At 60.4% G+C, this 14,588-nt stretch carries 12 protein-coding genes, 1 tRNA gene and 1 pseudogene; 5 read left to right on the top strand and 9 right to left on the bottom strand.

Annotation, left to right across the window (positions count from 1 at the left end; genetic code table 11):
- Nucleotides 1-518: 518 nt before the first annotated feature.
- The 5 genes from CMI59_RS05930 to CMI59_RS05910 all read right to left on the bottom strand — a co-directional run bounded on the left by CMI59_RS05930 (nt 519) and on the right by CMI59_RS05910 (nt 6,174).
- On the bottom strand, nt 519-1,910 hold the full coding sequence (locus CMI59_RS05930; protein ID WP_293326011.1) for a class II 3-deoxy-7-phosphoheptulonate synthase: 1,392 nt from the start codon (nt 1,908-1,910) through the stop codon (nt 519-521).
- Between the two features lie 151 nt (nt 1,911-2,061).
- The gene (locus tag CMI59_RS05925; protein WP_293326008.1) at nt 2,062-2,514 is read right to left on the bottom strand and encodes a hypothetical protein; all 453 of its coding nucleotides are present in this window, start codon (nt 2,512-2,514) and stop codon (nt 2,062-2,064) included.
- Nucleotides 2,515-2,531: 17 nt separating this feature from the next.
- Nucleotides 2,532-3,914 carry a glutathione-disulfide reductase gene (gor, locus tag CMI59_RS05920; protein WP_293326006.1) on the bottom strand — a complete coding sequence of 461 codons (1,383 nt, stop codon included), beginning with the start codon at nt 3,912-3,914 and terminating at the stop codon, nt 2,532-2,534.
- Nucleotides 3,915-4,002: 88 nt separating this feature from the next.
- Nucleotides 4,003-4,698: a ribose-5-phosphate isomerase RpiA gene (gene rpiA, locus CMI59_RS05915; RefSeq protein WP_293326004.1), complete on the bottom strand. Its 696-nt coding sequence runs from the start codon at nt 4,696-4,698 to the stop codon at nt 4,003-4,005.
- 3 nt (nt 4,699-4,701) lie between these two features.
- On the bottom strand, nt 4,702-6,174 hold the full coding sequence (locus tag CMI59_RS05910) for an NAD-dependent succinate-semialdehyde dehydrogenase (RefSeq protein WP_293326001.1): 1,473 nt from the start codon (nt 6,172-6,174) through the stop codon (nt 4,702-4,704).
- A gap of 164 nt (nt 6,175-6,338) precedes the next feature.
- Here CMI59_RS05910 and CMI59_RS05905 point away from each other — a divergent pair, with 164 nt between their 5' ends.
- Nucleotides 6,339-7,490, top strand: a complete 1,152-nt coding sequence (locus tag CMI59_RS05905) for a M14 family metallopeptidase (protein ID WP_293325998.1) — start codon at nt 6,339-6,341, stop codon at nt 7,488-7,490.
- A 3-nt stretch (nt 7,491-7,493) separates the two neighbouring features.
- On the opposite strand, the gene CMI59_RS05900 is transcribed toward CMI59_RS05905, so the two are convergent.
- Nucleotides 7,494-8,045 (bottom strand): GNAT family N-acetyltransferase, encoded by a 552-nt coding sequence (locus CMI59_RS05900; protein WP_293325996.1) that lies wholly within the window; start codon nt 8,043-8,045, stop codon nt 7,494-7,496.
- Nucleotides 8,046-8,107: 62 nt separating this feature from the next.
- On the opposite strand from CMI59_RS05900, the gene CMI59_RS05895 reads away from it, so the two are divergent.
- From CMI59_RS05895 to CMI59_RS05885, 3 genes are all read left to right on the top strand, one after another.
- Nucleotides 8,108-8,800: an HAD family hydrolase gene (locus tag CMI59_RS05895; RefSeq protein ID WP_293325994.1), complete on the top strand. Its 693-nt coding sequence runs from the start codon at nt 8,108-8,110 to the stop codon at nt 8,798-8,800.
- 85 nt (nt 8,801-8,885) lie between these two features.
- Nucleotides 8,886-8,961 (top strand) — tRNA-Val (locus CMI59_RS05890).
- Between the two features lie 133 nt (nt 8,962-9,094).
- The gene (locus CMI59_RS05885) at nt 9,095-10,297 is read left to right on the top strand and encodes a hypothetical protein (RefSeq protein ID WP_293325991.1); all 1,203 of its coding nucleotides are present in this window, start codon (nt 9,095-9,097) and stop codon (nt 10,295-10,297) included.
- Here the strand turns inward: CMI59_RS05885 and CMI59_RS05880 are convergent.
- The 3 genes from CMI59_RS05880 to CMI59_RS05870 form a co-directional block, all read right to left on the bottom strand.
- On the bottom strand, nt 10,287-11,375 hold the full coding sequence (locus CMI59_RS05880; protein ID WP_293325988.1) for a glutathione S-transferase family protein: 1,089 nt from the start codon (nt 11,373-11,375) through the stop codon (nt 10,287-10,289). The two genes, CMI59_RS05885 and CMI59_RS05880, sit on opposite strands and share 11 nt — an antisense overlap.
- A complete protein-coding gene (locus CMI59_RS05875; protein ID WP_293325986.1) occupies nt 11,372-13,189 on the bottom strand; it encodes an arylsulfatase in 1,818 nt (605 codons plus the stop codon). The genes CMI59_RS05880 and CMI59_RS05875 overlap by 4 nt, the downstream gene beginning before the upstream one ends.
- 130 nt (nt 13,190-13,319) lie before the next feature.
- Complete coding sequence (locus CMI59_RS05870; protein ID WP_293325984.1) at nt 13,320-14,114, bottom strand: sulfite exporter TauE/SafE family protein; 795 nt, start codon at nt 14,112-14,114, stop codon at nt 13,320-13,322.
- Between the two features lie 159 nt (nt 14,115-14,273).
- Here CMI59_RS05870 and CMI59_RS05865 point away from each other — a divergent pair.
- Nucleotides 14,274-14,588, top strand: a pseudogene (locus CMI59_RS05865) (DUF3376 domain-containing protein); the annotation flags it as partial.

The following is a 14,588-nucleotide window of genomic DNA, read 5'->3' as shown; positions in this document are numbered from 1 at the left end:
TGATTTCAGTCCACGGCATATCGATCTCCTGTTAGTTCGCAAACCAACAGAATCATAAGCCGCTGAAATCACACACCTCTTTTTGGAACAGGCTCTAAGAGAAAGTTTCCAGGAGGACACAAATCCATTTCAATCCGTCACGTGCGGACTCAGCGCGCTTTACGATGGCGCAGGCATTTTCCCACGCGCGGCACTTGAGGGAGCAATCTTTTCTCCAACGCTTTGGCGCGTTCCGGATTATCGCTCACCTCATCTAACGGTGTTTTTTATCGTTAAGGGCTTCATGGTGTTTCTGACTGTTCCGAAGCTCCCATTTTCTCTGCGGCAAAAAAAGCAATTTTTGAAGAGAGACAAGCCGTATGTCTACTTACAAGATACAGACATAAGAACTTTCCCACCGTACCAATGGATTGAGGAAGCCGTGCTTCCACAATTGAAAAACTCGCCCAAATAGTCTCGCGTTTAAATCAAAAAGCCCGGCGTTTCCGCCGGGCTTTTCAATTCGTATCGCGCGTCGATCAGAAAGCGGCGGTCATCGCCACATTGCTCATCGCGGTGCCGGAACGTTCCTTCTTCAGCCCTTCGGCGATGAGGAAGGCCAGCTCCAGCGCCTGGCTGGCATTGAGGCGCGGATCGCAATGGGTGTGATAGCGATCGCCGAGTTCCGTCTCGGTGATCGCCTGCGCACCGCCAAGGCATTCCGTCACGTTCTGGCCGGTCATCTCGAAATGGACGCCGCCCGCATGGGTGCCCTGATCGCGATGCACGGCCATGAAGGCCTGCACCTCGGCGAGCACGCGATCCACGGGACGCGTCTTGTAACCGGTCGAGCTCTTGATCGTGTTGCCATGCATGGGATCGCAGGACCACACCACCTTCTTGCCCTCGCGCTTGATCGCCTCGATCAGTGCCGGCAGATGCTTTTCGACATTCTCCGCGCCGAAACGGCAAATGAGCGTCAGGCGGCCCGGCTCATTGTCCGGGTTCAGAATGTCGGTGAGCTTCACCAGCTCTTCCGGATCGAGCGAAGGGCCGCATTTCATGGCGATCGGGTTCTTCACGCCGCTCAGGAATTCCACATGCGCATGGTCCGGCTGGCGCGTGCGGTCGCCGATCCAGAGCATATGGGCCGAGGTGTCGTAGAAATCGCCGGACGTGCTGTCCACGCGCGTCATCGCTTCTTCATAGCCCAGAAGCAGCGCTTCATGGCTGGTGAAGAAATCGGTCTGACGAAGCTGCGGCGCCGTCTCGCCATTGATGCCGCAGGCCTTCATGAAGTCCAGCGTCTCGGAAATACGGTTCGCCAGTTCTTCGTAGCGCGCGCTTTCCGGCGTCTCGGCCAGGAAGCCGAGATTCCAGCGATGCACGAAATCGAGATCGGCATAACCGCCCGTCGCAAAGGCGCGCAGCAGGTTCAGCGTCGAGGCCGACTGGCTGTAGGCGCGCAGCAGACGATCCGGATCGGGGATACGCGACTTCTCGTTGAAGTCGATCCCGTTGATGTTGTCGCCCAGATAGCTCGGCAGCGTCACATCGCCCTGCGTCTCGGTGGGCGAGGAACGCGGCTTGGCGAACTGGCCCGCAATGCGGCCCACCTTCACCACCGGCGAGGCGGCGGCATAGGTCAGCACCACCGCCATCTGCAGCAGCACACGGAAGGTGTCGCGAATATTGTCGGCTGAAAATTCGGCAAAGCTCTCCGCGCAATCGCCGCCCTGCAGCAGAAAAGCCCGGCCTTCGCACACTTCGGCCAGCTCGGCCTTCAGCTTGCGCGCCTCACCTGCAAACACGAGCGGCGGATAGGAGCGCAGACGCTGCTCCACGGCATTGAGTTCCATTTTATCCGGATAGTCCGGAATATGCTTCGCCGGCTTCGAGCGCCAGCTATGCGGTGTCCAATGATCCGCCATCGATCCAATCTCCAAAACGCGAAAATGCGCGGCGTCCCGGCCCTTTTGCGGGGAAAGCGCCCAACTTTCATATGGAAGGCGGATATATAGTCCACAAGGGCTCTAAAAGGAACCCCAAGCCCTTGATCGGCATAATGAACCGGAAAGGCGGTTAACTCCCCGCACTCCCCTGTCCCGTTCCCGCCCCTGCGGCGATTTCCTCATCCGTAAGTTCGTCGAGGTCCTTGTCGGAAATCCAGAGTTTCCTGCCATTTTCGGTGACAGGCATAAACCACCATGAGCGAAAACGGGGATTATCAAAAATGGAGATGCTGGCCCCGGTTTCGAAGACAAGTTTCAGCTCGGAGCGAGACACGATTTCGACGTCTGAAATTGCAGTCCACAAAATCGCGGCGACATCCAAGAACTGCCGCTCGCCATAGATTTCATATGTGTAGCAGCAGCTTCCGTCTGCCGACCGGTACGAGAACCTGTCAGCAACATTGAGAAGGTCGTGATTGTTGTTGAAGAAAAACATGACGTGGCACTTGTCGACAGTGACCTCAGACAGTTTCCAGCCAATAAGCCGCTGAAAATCCATCTCAGGCTGAAAACCGAGCACCATGTTTCAACTCCGCCGTTTTACTCCGCTGCCTGGGCGGGCGGGACCCATTTCTGCTTCATCGTCACAAGCTCCTCCGCCGCCGTGGGATGGACCGCGATGGTCGCATCGAACTGGGCCTTGGTTGCGCCCATCGAAACGGCGATACCGAGCGCCTGGATCATTTCGCCCGAGGCCGGGCCGACGATGTGAACGCCCAGCACCTTGTCCGTTTCCGGATGCACGATGAGCTTCATGAAGGTCTTTTCCTCGCTGCCCGACAGCGTGCCCTTCATGGGGCGGAAGCTCGTCTTGTAGATATCGACCTCACCATGGGCCTTGCGGGCCTCCGTCTCGGTCAGGCCGACCGTGCCCAGCTCCGGCTGGGAGAAGACGGCGGTCGGGATGATCGAGTGATCGACCGTGAGCGGCTTGTCCGCATAGACGGTTTCGGCAAAGGCCTGGCCTTCGCGGATCGCAACCGGCGTCAGTGCCGCCCGGTCCGTCACATCGCCCACTGCGTAGATGCTATCGACATTGGTCTGCGAATATTCGTCGACCAGAATCTCGCCATTATCGCCGAGCTGCACCCCTGCCCGGTCGAGGCCCAGCCCGTCGGTCTTCGGCACGCGGCCGGTCGCATACATCACCGCATCGGTGTGGATCGTGTCGCCATTGGAGAGCTTCAGGTGAAGCTCGCCATTGTCCTGCTTTTCGATCGCCGTGATGTCGCAATCCATACGCAGGTCGACGCCCTTCTTGCGCATTTCCTCGGCCAGCGTATCGCGCAGATCATCGTCGAAACCGCGCATGAAGAGCGGCCCGCGATAGAGCTGCGTCACTTCCACACCGAGCCCGTTGAAGATGCCCGCGAACTCGACAGCGATATATCCGCCGCCTGCGACCACGATACGCTTTGGCAGTTCTTCCAGATGGAAGGCTTCGTTGGAGCTGATCGCATATTCGATGCCGGGAATATCCGACAGGTAGGGCGTGGCACCGACGGCGATCAGAATGCGCTCCGCCGTCACGTCGCGATCTTCGCCCGCGAGATAAACGGTGTGCGCATCCTTCAGCACGGCGCGGCTTTCGATGATCTCCACGCCCGCATTGTTCAGATTGCGGATGTAGATACCGTTCAACCGGTCGATTTCGCGATCCTTGTTGGCAAGCAGCGTCTTCCAGTCGAAACGAGCCTCGCCGACCTGCCAGCCGAAGCCCGCCGCTTCCTCGAACTCCTCGGCAAAGTGGCTGGCATAGACGAAAAGCTTCTTCGGCACACAGCCGCGAATGACGCAGGTGCCGCCAACGCGATATTCCTCGGCCACCGCCACTTTCGCGCCATGGCTGGCGGCCACACGGCTGGCACGTACACCACCGGAGCCGGCTCCGATCACAAAGAGGTCATAGTCATACTGCGTCATCAGCCGCTCCCGGTCGCCTAAGTCTTTTTGGGTGAGCGGCATACATGCGAGGCCGCCCCATGTGAGAGAACCTGCCCTGTCCGGCGGGTTACTGACCGATTATGTCGGAACCCTGGTCCGTTCCGACAATGGCGAAGGAACAAATTCCGATAAACAATCCGTTATCGACGACGCCTGCGATCTTGTTCAGCTCCGCCGCGAGGCTGTCCGGATCGGGAATGCTGCCGAAATGGCAGTCGAAGATGAAATTCTCGGAATCGGTGAAGAACGGCTCGCCGAACTCGTCGGCCCGCAGGCGAATCTCGCCCTCGCAGCCGCAAGCCTTCGCCACATCCGCCATCCGGCCCACCGTCGCGGTGGACCCGAAGGGGATCACTTCCACCGGCAACGGGAAGGCGCCCAGCGTTCCGACCACTTTCGAGACGTCCGCAATCACGATCATGCGATCCGAAGCCGTCGCCACGATCTTTTCGCGCAGGAGCGCGCCGCCACCGCCCTTGATGAGGCGCAGCTTGCTGTCGAGCTCATCCGCCCCGTCGATGGTGATATCGAGATGCGGCGTGTCGTCGAGATTGGTGAGCGGGATGCCCAGCGTCTCCGCCATGGCGCGAGTGCGCTCGGAGGTCGGCACGCCGACAATGTCGAGCCCTTCGGCCACGCGCGCGCCCAGCGCCTGGACGAAATATTCCGCCGTGGAGCCCGTGCCAAGACCGAGCTTCATGCCGTTTTCGATAAAGCTCGCTGCCTTCAGCGCCGCATTCTTCTTCTGCTCATTCGAACTCATCGCTCAAAGCCCCGCCATTGCGACATATTTCGTTTCCAGGAATTCCTCGATGCCCCAGGGCCCGCCTTCGCGGCCGAGCCCGGACTCCTTATAGCCTCCGAAGGGCGCCACCTCGGTTGAAATGAGGCCCGCATTGACGCCCACAAGGCCGTATTCCAGCGCCTCCGCCACACGCCAACACCGCGCGACATCGCGGCTGTAGAAATAGGAGGCAAGGCCGAAGGGGGTGTCGTTCGCCATCTTGATTGCCTCATCTTCCGTCTTGAAACGGAAGACCGGCGCGAGAGGTCCGAAGGTTTCTTCCTGCGCGACAAGCATGTCCGGCGTCGCATCGGCAATCACAGTGGGCTGGAAGAAGGTGCCGCCCAACTCATGCCGCTTGCCGCCGGTGACGATACGCGCGCCCTTGGAGGTGGCATCGGCCAGATGTTCCTCGACCTTTTCCACGCCAGCCTCGTCAATCAGCGGGCCCTGGGCCACGCCGTCCTCGAAGCCGGAACCGACTTTCAGTTCCGAAACCTTCTGCCCGAGTTTCTCGACGAAGCTGTCATAAACCTTGTCATGCACGAGGAAGCGATTGGTGCAGATGCAGGTCTGGCCGGTATTGCGATATTTGGAGGCAAGCGCCCCCTCCACCGCCGCGTCGACATCGGCGTCGTCGAACACAATGAAAGGCGCATTGCCGCCAAGCTCCAGCGCGACCTTCTTCACCGTGGATGCGGACTGTTCCATCAGCTTCTTGCCGATTTCCGTCGAGCCGGTGAAGGTCACCTTGCGGATCTTGGCATTGGTGGTCATTTCCGTGCCGAGTTCGCCGGCCTTGCCAGTAATGACCGAGAGCAGGCCTTTGGGCAACCCGGCGCGGTCGGCAAGCTCCGCCAGGGCGAAGGCGGAAAGCGGCGTCGCGCTGGCTGGCTTCACCACCATGGCGCAGCCCGCTGCGAGCGCGGGGCCCGCCTTTCGCGTAATCATCGCCGCCGGGAAGTTCCAGGGCGTGATGGCCGCGCAAACGCCGATGGGCTGTTTCAGCACCACGATGCGCCGGTCCGTCGTCGGCGCGGGCACGATGGAGCCATAAATGCGTTTGGCCTCTTCGGAATAATACTCGATGAAGGACGCAGCATAAGCGACCTCGCCCTTGGCTTCCGTCAGCGGCTTGCCCTGCTCGGCCGTCATGATGGCCCCCAGATCGTCCTGGTTGGCCATGATGAGATCGAACCATTTGCGCAGGATCGCGGCGCGCTCCTTGGCCGGGCGGGCAGCCCAGTCCTTCTGCGCCTTCTCCGCGGCATCGACCGCCCGGCGGACATCGTTCACGCCGAGCGAGGGAACTTTGGCGATCAGATCGCCTGTCGCAGGGTTCGTCACGTCAATCGTCGCGCCATCCGCGCCAATCCACTCACCATCAATGAAACAACGGTCCTTCAGCAGCGCCCGGTCTTTCAGGCAATCGGGAAGGGACTTGGAGGCAGTCATGGGGGATTTCTCCAATTGGGCGGGCCCGGCAGGGCCACTTTCTATCGTTTCCGCCGTGATGCGCGTCAGATAAGATTAAAACTCGTTCGAAATCTGCGCCGCAGCGATGCGGACAGAGCATTGTTAACACTCCCGCGGCGAAAGCGGAAAGGGGCGGCATCGAGGTGAGGATTACCCCCGAAAGCTGTTTTTCCGAAACCTATCTTCAGGCCCGGCGCCGTTTTCTTGCCGCGGCGGCGGAAGCGGGCGCGCGGATTGCCAGTTATGAAAATCCATTGGCCCGCGGTCCTTTGGGCCATGAGCTTCATCTGGACAGTGCCTGGTTCGGCCCGGCTGATGCCTCGACGGTGCTTCTCAATACCTGCGGCACGCATGGCGCGGAGGGATTCGGCGGCTCGGCCGCGCAGATCGCCTGGATCCGCGAAGGGGGCGCCGCCTCGTTACCGCCCGGCGTCGCCATGCTCATGCTGCACGCGGTCAACCCGTTCGGCTTCGCCTGGGGACTTCGCTGCACCGAGAACAATGTCGATCTGAACCGCAATTTTCTCGACCACAGCCAGCCCCATCCGGAAAATCCGCTCTACGCGGAACTGCACCCTTCGCTTTGCCCGAAGCGGATCGACGAGAACGCGATCCACAAGATGCTCATGGCCGGCGCGCGCTTCATCGACCGGCACGGGCAATGGGCGCTTGAAGATGCGTTGAGCCGGGGGCAGTACACCCATGCCGACGGCTATCATTTCGGCGGCACCGCGCCCGAATGGTCCAATCTCGTCATCCGGGAGATCGTCGCCCGCGAGCTGGCCCATGCGCCGCGCATCGGGTTCATCGACTGGCATTCCGGCCCGGCGGGTGACGGAGATCTTATCCATCTGTGCTTTTCGCGTCCCGGCAGCGCGGCGCTTAATCGCGCCAAACGCTGGTGGGGACCGAACTCGCTCGACCCGAAAACGATCGAGCGCATGTGGGGTTCGAAACGCCCGACAAGGCGGGGCATTCTTTTCTGGGGCCTTGAGGAGATGGTGGCCCCGCATGCGAGTGTCACGGGCGCCGTGATCGAATTCCGCTCCGCCCGCCTCAAGAACGATCCGGCGAAAGCGATGCGCGTTTCCATGCTGGAGCGCTGGCTGCGCTTCGAGGGCAGCTTCGATGCACCGGAGGCCGAAGGCTATTTCGAGGAAATCCGCGACGATTATGCGCCGCGCCGCCGGAGCTGGCAGGAGAATGTCCTGACCAACGCGCTCAGCTGTTACGAGCAGACATTGCGGGGGCTCGGCGAGTGGACGCAGGAAGGCCTCAACAAGGCCGCCGATTAGCAGCTATCCGCCAATATCGAAATTGTAGCGGACTTCCATGATGTCGGGATAATTCGCGAATCCGACCGGGCGGCGCGCATCTGCGGTGCCGCCCATTCGCGCATAGAAGCGGCGCGCCTTGTGGTTTTCCGCCAATACCCAGAGATGCGCCTTGCGATGGCCGAAGCAGGCGATCTCCTCAAAAAGGTGCAGCAGCAATTCGCAGCCAAGGCCGTGGCCCTGATCGCTTGCCAGCACATAAAGCATCGTTATTTCATCGCCGCGCATATGGCCGAAACCGACGGGCGCGCCACCCTGCTCGGCGATCCAGGCGATGCCATGCTGCAATGAATGCCGCCATGTCGCGCGGGTGCGCTCAAGGCTCATACCCTTCAGAATGTCGGCGGGGAGAAGCTGGTCGTAGGATTCCTGCCAGCACGCGATCTTCAGACGGGCGAGAATGTCCTCGTCCCGCCCCGGCTCGGCCATACGGGCCTGATATCGCGAGGCGATCAACATGGGTAAAGTGTCGCCGCCCCGCACGCCGAAGGGAAGGAAAAAATGCACCGGTTTCATGGGCAGCTTGCCCGCCAGGCCTTCCCGTGCGACAGAGCGGCACGCAAAATTCGAGAGAGACGATGCCCGAACGCCCTGCCCTTCTTTTCGATCTGGACGGTACGCTGGCCGATACCGCCGCTGATTTGTGCGAAACAATGAATGTGGTGCTGACGCGCCATGGCCGCGACCGTATTCCGGATACGCGGGTGCGCCATCTGGTTGGCGGCGGCGCACGGCTCCTTATGGACCGTGGCTTTCGCGAGACCGGCGAGCCCGCCTCCGAGGCGCTGCTGGACCAGCTTTTCGAGGAGTTTCTCGACTATTACGCCGACCATATCGCCGATCACACGCAGCTCTGGCCGGGCGTGCGGGAGCTGCTGGAAGAACTTTCCGACCAAGGGGCCGGGCTTGCCGTCTGCACCAACAAGGTGGAGCACCTGTCGCGGGAATTGCTGCGGGTTCTCGAAATCGACCGGTTTTTTCCGGTCGTGATCGGCGGCGACACGCTGCCGGTCAAAAAACCGGATCCCGAGCATCTCTTCGAGGCACTGCGCCAGCTCAAGGCGGAGCCAATTCACGCCGTGATGGTGGGAGATAGCGAGACGGACACGGCTGCGGCGAAGAATGCGGAAATCCCATGCATTTGCGTGGATTTCGGTTATCGGCGGGTATCCCTCGATGAATTGGGCGCCGATTATCTCATCGGCCATTTCGACGAGTTTCCGAAGGCGCTGGAGGCGATCCTTCCGCGCCATTTCGGCGAGACATCGTGAAAAGCCACGGGAACGCTTGACTTGAAGCTGGCTGAGACTCTATAGACGGGCTCCCGGCGCGGGGGGAGACCTCCGCAGCCCGCGTGGGCGGTTAGCTCAGTTGGTAGAGCACAGTGTTCACATCGCTGGGGTCACTGGTTCGAATCCAGTACCGCCCACCATTTTTCTGAAAAACTGAAACACCCCATCCGCTGGAAATCCGGCCGGTCACTTCGTGATGGCCGGAGTGGAGCACCCTCGTCTAAACTTCCTAAAATAGTGCCGCCTGAGCGGCCGACCTTTGGGGGGAGACTAATGGTCGACAGCGTTTCTATTCATCGTAAGCCGCGAGTGAATTCTGCCCGGTTATTTTTTGAGGCAATTTCGGTCGCATTCTCTCAGTCGACATCGAAACAAGGTGCGCTCCCCCTCCTCTGCCTGATTTTCGGGATCGCCATCGCCGGATGCAAACCAGAGTATCCCGGACCAAAGCCCCAGCTCGATGTTCAGATCAGATCTGCATCACTTTCGCCGTCGGGCGACCGAGTAGCGTTTTCCTACGAGGACAAGCGCAGCGAGAAATCGCTAAAAGGCATCGCGCTCTATCATATCAACAGCGACCGGGTAGAGTTTCTCAAACTGCCTGAATATCTCCGCGTCGGAGCGCCATCATTCTCTCCCGACGGCAAGCGTCTGTCGGTGACAGCCTTCTGCTACTTGACCTGTTCAAAATCCGAGTTCGGCTATCACATCGGCTTGTTCGATCTGGAAACCGGCAAATACACGCAGCTGACCGAAAACGGCGGCTCCGAGATCCGGCTGTCACCAGAATTCTCCCCCGACGGGCAGACCATCTATTTTTCATGGGCAAAGGCAGAGTGGAACAAGGAGGGCGGCTCCCGCCCCGCTGGCTTTTTCGGCATAGCGTCCGTAAAGCTGGACGATCCGCAGGAGACGATCCTGCTGCCGAACACAATCACACCGTCCACTTTTCAGTTGGTCGGAAAAATGACGCCAACAGCAAACGGCGATCTCATCTTTACTTGTAAAGCGCCGTCTAGAGGACCGGCCCAGGCCGCCATGGAGGCTGCGGGAAAGTCATTGGTCTACCCCTTTCCATGCAGCCTAAAGCCGGATGGCGAGTTGGACTATTTCCTGCCGCTCACCAAACTGGGCTACAGCCAACTTTCTGCATCTGCAGACGGGAAGAAAGTATTCTTTACCTCGCGCGCGGACTCCACCAAGGGTCAACGCGGATATGTATATGACCTGTATCTTTTCGAAGGCACTCAGACCAGCCGACTGACCACACTCGAAACATACACCTCCGAGACAGACGCATCAGCAGACGGTTCTATCGTGCTCCTTCGCGCCGATGAGGATCGCGGCCACAATTGGTCCATCTGGCTGCACGATATGGAGACAGGCAACACAAGAGAGGTCGTGCCCCTTGAGCGACTGCTGGAGCTTCTGCCTCAAACGGATATGCCGGTGAAAGCGAAGCCGACTAACTCTTGATTTCTTTGAACACGGGGAGCGAGGAATGGCCGAAGGGGGTTTTGCCTTCCGGGTCGTAGCCGCTCCGCACATCGGGAAGCCTCAGAAGCGGCTCCACGCAACCCTGTTCTTCCAGCACCTTGGACAGGCCAGAGCGGGCGTTCTCGCCCAGCGCCTTGTAGCGCTTCTGGAGCATCTCCAGACACCAGACGCGATAATGCGAGACCGGCAGATCGGTATAGGGCGTGCCCTGAATATCGACCTCATAGCGCTCCTGCCCCTTCGCAAAGGCTTCGGCATTGGCGCATAGGGCTTCCAGATGCGTCTCGCCGATTTCTTTCAGGAGCGGCAGGAGATCGTCGGGGATACCGGAGACCAGTTCTCCATGCTCTCGCGAGGCGCGCGCATTCCATACGCGATAGACCCAGGCCATCACGCCGGGCGCTGTTTCGCGCATGATGATGGCGGGCGTCGGATCCATTGAGAAATGCCGGAAGAGCGGCCCCATAAGCCCAATATCGGCAAGCGTGGGCCGGTCGCCCAACACATAGCGCCTCGTCTCGAAGATATTGTTGAGAACCTTCAACAGGGTCTTATAGCCCTGCTCCACATTGGTGCGGGTGCGGTCGTTCACGCCGTCGCCAAGAACGAAATTATTGAATTGCCGCTTTTCCGTCCGGTTCCGCTTGAGCCAGCCCGGAAGGCGCACATCCGTCGTCAACTCATCGGCGATCTGACGCGCCAGCAATTTCGCGCTCTCAGGGTAGCTCCATCGGTAATGCATGGCCGAGCGCCACATCCATTCATCCGCGTAATCCTCGATGAGGCGGCAGATGAAAGCCTGTGCCGGGTCGTCGGGGAGGATCGGATGCTCTGAATGCTGTGTCTCGAACCAGTCGATGATCGGGCTCGTATCCGTCATCCAGCGTCCGTCATCGAGTTCGACAGCGGGCATCTGCATTGCGCCGGTTTTGGCCGGAATGGTCTTCGTGAATTCCCGGACGATCATGGCGCGGAACTCGTAAGGAATCTCCTTGTAGCGCAGATAGCTTTCGAGCTTGCCCGTGAAGTAGGAGCATTTGAGACCGTATACTTTCATCCGGCCGCCCTCCCCGCGCGCCGACGCAGCACAATACTGCGTATACCCCATATAATTCCGGCGAAAACCGACAAGATCACAGCAATGCCCACGATGCGTATCCAGGGGTGCAGGGCCAGAACACGCTCGCGGGTGTTCCTGTCAAGCTGAGTGGTTGAGCTATACCCCTTCGGCATCTCCAGCACGCCCATCTTCTTCGCGTAAGCCGCATAGGCCATGAGGAGCTTCTGCTTCACCTCGGGCTTGGTTTCGGAGAGATCCGTCGTCTCGCCGGGATCCGCCCCGATGTCGTAGAGACGCCATTTGCCATCGCCCATGGGGGCCATGTTGCGGGTGATCTTGTAGCCGTCGAGATAGAAGCCCGTATTGCCCGACACTTCGATCCCCGCCGGGTCCTCCGGCCCATAGGTGTGCGGCGCGTCGCCTTCCAGCACCGGTACAAGGCTGCGCCCGGTCATGGGCCGCCGGCCTGTCGCATCCGGCGCAATGCCTGCCAGTTCCAGCAGGGTCGGCGCGACGTCGGTCACCATGGCGAAGGACTGCACGCGCTCATGCGGGACACCCGGCCCCGCAATCACGAAGGGCACACGCACGCCGCCACTTGCCGCATAGAATTTGAAGAGATCGCCCGGCGAGGCCGCGGCATTGGCCCATTCCGGCCCGATGAAACCCCAGCTCCCCTTTTCGCCGATGTTCTTCATGCCCAGATGGTAGCCATTGAACTTCATCCACAGCGCAAGCTGCCAGTTATTGTCGCCACGGCTGGGTGCGGGACCGTTGTCCGACGTCACCACGAAGATCGTATTGTCATAGGCGCCCTCCGCCTTCAGATGCTCGATCAGACGCCCAACATGGAAGTCCATCGCCTCCAGCATGCCCGCATTGACCTGCATGCGCGCGGCATAGAGCTTCTGCTCGTCCTTGCTCAGCGCGCTCCAGGGCCTCGACCCTTTCGGCATGGGCGCGAGCTTGGCTCCTTTCGGCACGAGACCTTCCGCAATGGCCTTTTCATGGCGGGCCTTGCGCAGGGCTTCCCAGCCCTCGTCATAGACGCCATCGTAATTCCCGGTGAATTCCGCCGGGGCCTGAACGGGAATGTGGATCGCCTGAAAAGCGACATAGGCAAAGAACGGCGCGGCGGTGTCGTCCTCGTCGATATAGCTGATCGCCTTGTCGACGATGAATTTCGACGAGTAAAAATCCTCGGGAAGCGCGGCAGGCTTCCCGTCCTCGAACCAGGGGGCCTCTGCGTAGAAGGGCATGTAGGATTTGTCTTCCCAATTGTCTGCCCCCGATGCATCGAGCGCGAAAGAACGGTCGAAACCGTGCGACACCGGCAGATCGCCCTCGCCGCTGCCCAGATGCCATTTGCCCGTCATGTAGGTGCGATAGCCGGCCTCCTTCAGATAGTCGGCCAGCGTCGCAACGCCCGGTTCCAGCGAGAGCGTGTAACCCGGCTTCCCCTCCTGCTCGGGCGGGATAACTTCGGGAATGGTGGCGACGCCGTTTCGGTGATTGTCCATGCCGGTGAGCAGCATGGCGCGCGAGGGCGCGCAAAGCGGCGAAGAACGGTACTGGGTGAAGAGCGCCCCGCGCGCGGCCAGCGCATCGATATTCGGCGTGCGGGCCTCGCCACCGTAAACGCCGAAATCCATCAGTGCGGCATCGTCGACCAGCAAAACGACGATATTGGGCTTGCCCGGTTCGGCCTCGGCCAGTGCCGGCGCGCCGTGGACCAATCCGGCCAACAGGGCCGGGAAAATCAGCATCCGCATGCGCCATCGAGCACGGTGCCCGCCATTAATGATTTCCATTAATTTCTCCCCGACCAGCCTCTCCACACCGATATTGCCAACATAAATGTCAGCGGCGCGCACCAAAGTCAATGGAAGCCATTAATTTCAGGATGAGGCAAATCGACTACCGGAGGCGCTTTCGGCAGTATCAGAGAAGAGCGACAACCCCTTGTCCGGTCACGTAGAGCCCGACCACGATCACGAACACGGCAAAGATCTTCGACAGAAGCTGCTTTTCGCCGGAGAGCCGCCCGGCAAGGCGCTGGCCCAGAAACGCCCCCACCGCCCCGCCGCCGATGAGGAAGGCGGCGACCCGCCAATCCACGAGGCCGGACAGCGCATAGCTGGTGGAGGTGGTGAGGCCGAACACCGTCACCGAGACTAGCGAGGAGCCGACCGCGTTCAGGATCGGCATGGCGGTGACCGTGATGAGGCCCGGCACGATGAGGAAGCCGCCCCCTATGCCGAAAAAGCCGGACAGCGCACCGACACTCAGTCCGGCCCCCGCCAGAGGCGGCAGCAGACGGGGCGCGGAGGCCGTATCGAGATGCACATCGGGGTCGCCGCCATCGGACCGGCGCAGGAACATCGACGCGCCGATGCCGATCATCAACAGGCCGAACAACGCCAGCAACGTCTCTCCATCGACCATCTTGCCCACCCAGGCGCCCAGCGCCGCGCCTGCGATGCCCGACCCGGCAAAAACGCTCGCACAGGGCCATTTGACGGTGTGCGCCCGCGCATGCATCGCAAGACCGAAGGCGGCATTGACCGCGACGGCGAACGCACTCGTGCCGATTGCCAGATGCGTGGAGCCGACCCCGACCACATAGACAAGGAGCGGCACGGCCAGAATCGATCCGCCGCCGCCGATCAGGCCCAGCGTGAGGCCGATCAGAACGCCTGAAAAGACGGCCAGTATGTCCGGGGTGAGAAGTTCCATTGTCGAGTGCCTGCCCGAGAGTGATTTGCTCTACATATTAGATATTTCTAATGTTTATTCAAGGCAGACGTTCCCCGACCTCAGTTCACCTTTTGGCTCTCGGGCCTGTGACGATTAGAGTAGACCGCAAATCGGCGCGAAAAGGGGCGACTCGGGGCCATGAAGGAAAAAGAACTCAGGCTGGCGCTGGTCTGTTATGGCGGCGTATCGCTGGCGGTCTACATGCATGGCGTCACCAAGGAGGTGCAAAAGCTCCTGCGCGCCTCGGCCATGTTCCATGGCGAGCCGGACCACGCCAGGCGCCAGACGCTGAGCTATGAGGATATCAACACCGATACGGCTCGCGAAACCGATACAGAGCCGCTCTATTTCGAACTGCTGCAGGCCATCGGCCAGTCTCTCGATCTGCGCGTTTTCGTCGATACGATCGCGGGGGCGTCGGCGGGCGGCATCAATGGCGTCTTGCTGGCTCGC

The sequence above is a fragment of the Parvibaculum sp. genome (genome assembly GCF_002684405.1).
Classification (GTDB): domain Bacteria; phylum Pseudomonadota; class Alphaproteobacteria; order Parvibaculales; family Parvibaculaceae; genus Parvibaculum.
Note: the sequence above shows the minus strand (reverse complement) of the source record. Positions and strands in the feature narration are given on the sequence as shown.

Bases quoted from the DNA above. Each gene is read 5' to 3' on its own strand.
- CMI59_RS05875 (WP_293325986.1), bottom strand. From the start codon at position 13,189: ATGGAAATCATTAATGGCGGGCACCGTGCTCGATGGCGCATGCGGATG.
- CMI59_RS05910 (WP_293326001.1), bottom strand. From the start codon at position 6,174: ATGACTGCCTCCAAGTCCCTTCCCGATTGCCTGAAAGACCGGGCGCTG.
- gor (WP_293326006.1), bottom strand. From the start codon at position 3,914: ATGACGCAGTATGACTATGACCTCTTTGTGATCGGAGCCGGCTCCGGT.
- CMI59_RS05885 (WP_293325991.1), top strand. From the start codon at position 9,095: ATGGTCGACAGCGTTTCTATTCATCGTAAGCCGCGAGTGAATTCTGCC.
- CMI59_RS05870 (WP_293325984.1), bottom strand. From the start codon at position 14,114: ATGGAACTTCTCACCCCGGACATACTGGCCGTCTTTTCAGGCGTTCTG.
- CMI59_RS05900 (WP_293325996.1), bottom strand. From the start codon at position 8,045: ATGAAACCGGTGCATTTTTTCCTTCCCTTCGGCGTGCGGGGCGGCGAC.
- CMI59_RS05925 (WP_293326008.1), bottom strand. From the start codon at position 2,514: ATGGTGCTCGGTTTTCAGCCTGAGATGGATTTTCAGCGGCTTATTGGC.
- CMI59_RS05895 (WP_293325994.1), top strand. From the start codon at position 8,108: ATGCCCGAACGCCCTGCCCTTCTTTTCGATCTGGACGGTACGCTGGCC.
- CMI59_RS05930 (WP_293326011.1), bottom strand. From the start codon at position 1,910: ATGGCGGATCATTGGACACCGCATAGCTGGCGCTCGAAGCCGGCGAAG.
- CMI59_RS05880 (WP_293325988.1), bottom strand. From the start codon at position 11,375: ATGAAAGTATACGGTCTCAAATGCTCCTACTTCACGGGCAAGCTCGAA.
- rpiA (WP_293326004.1), bottom strand. From the start codon at position 4,698: ATGAGTTCGAATGAGCAGAAGAAGAATGCGGCGCTGAAGGCAGCGAGC.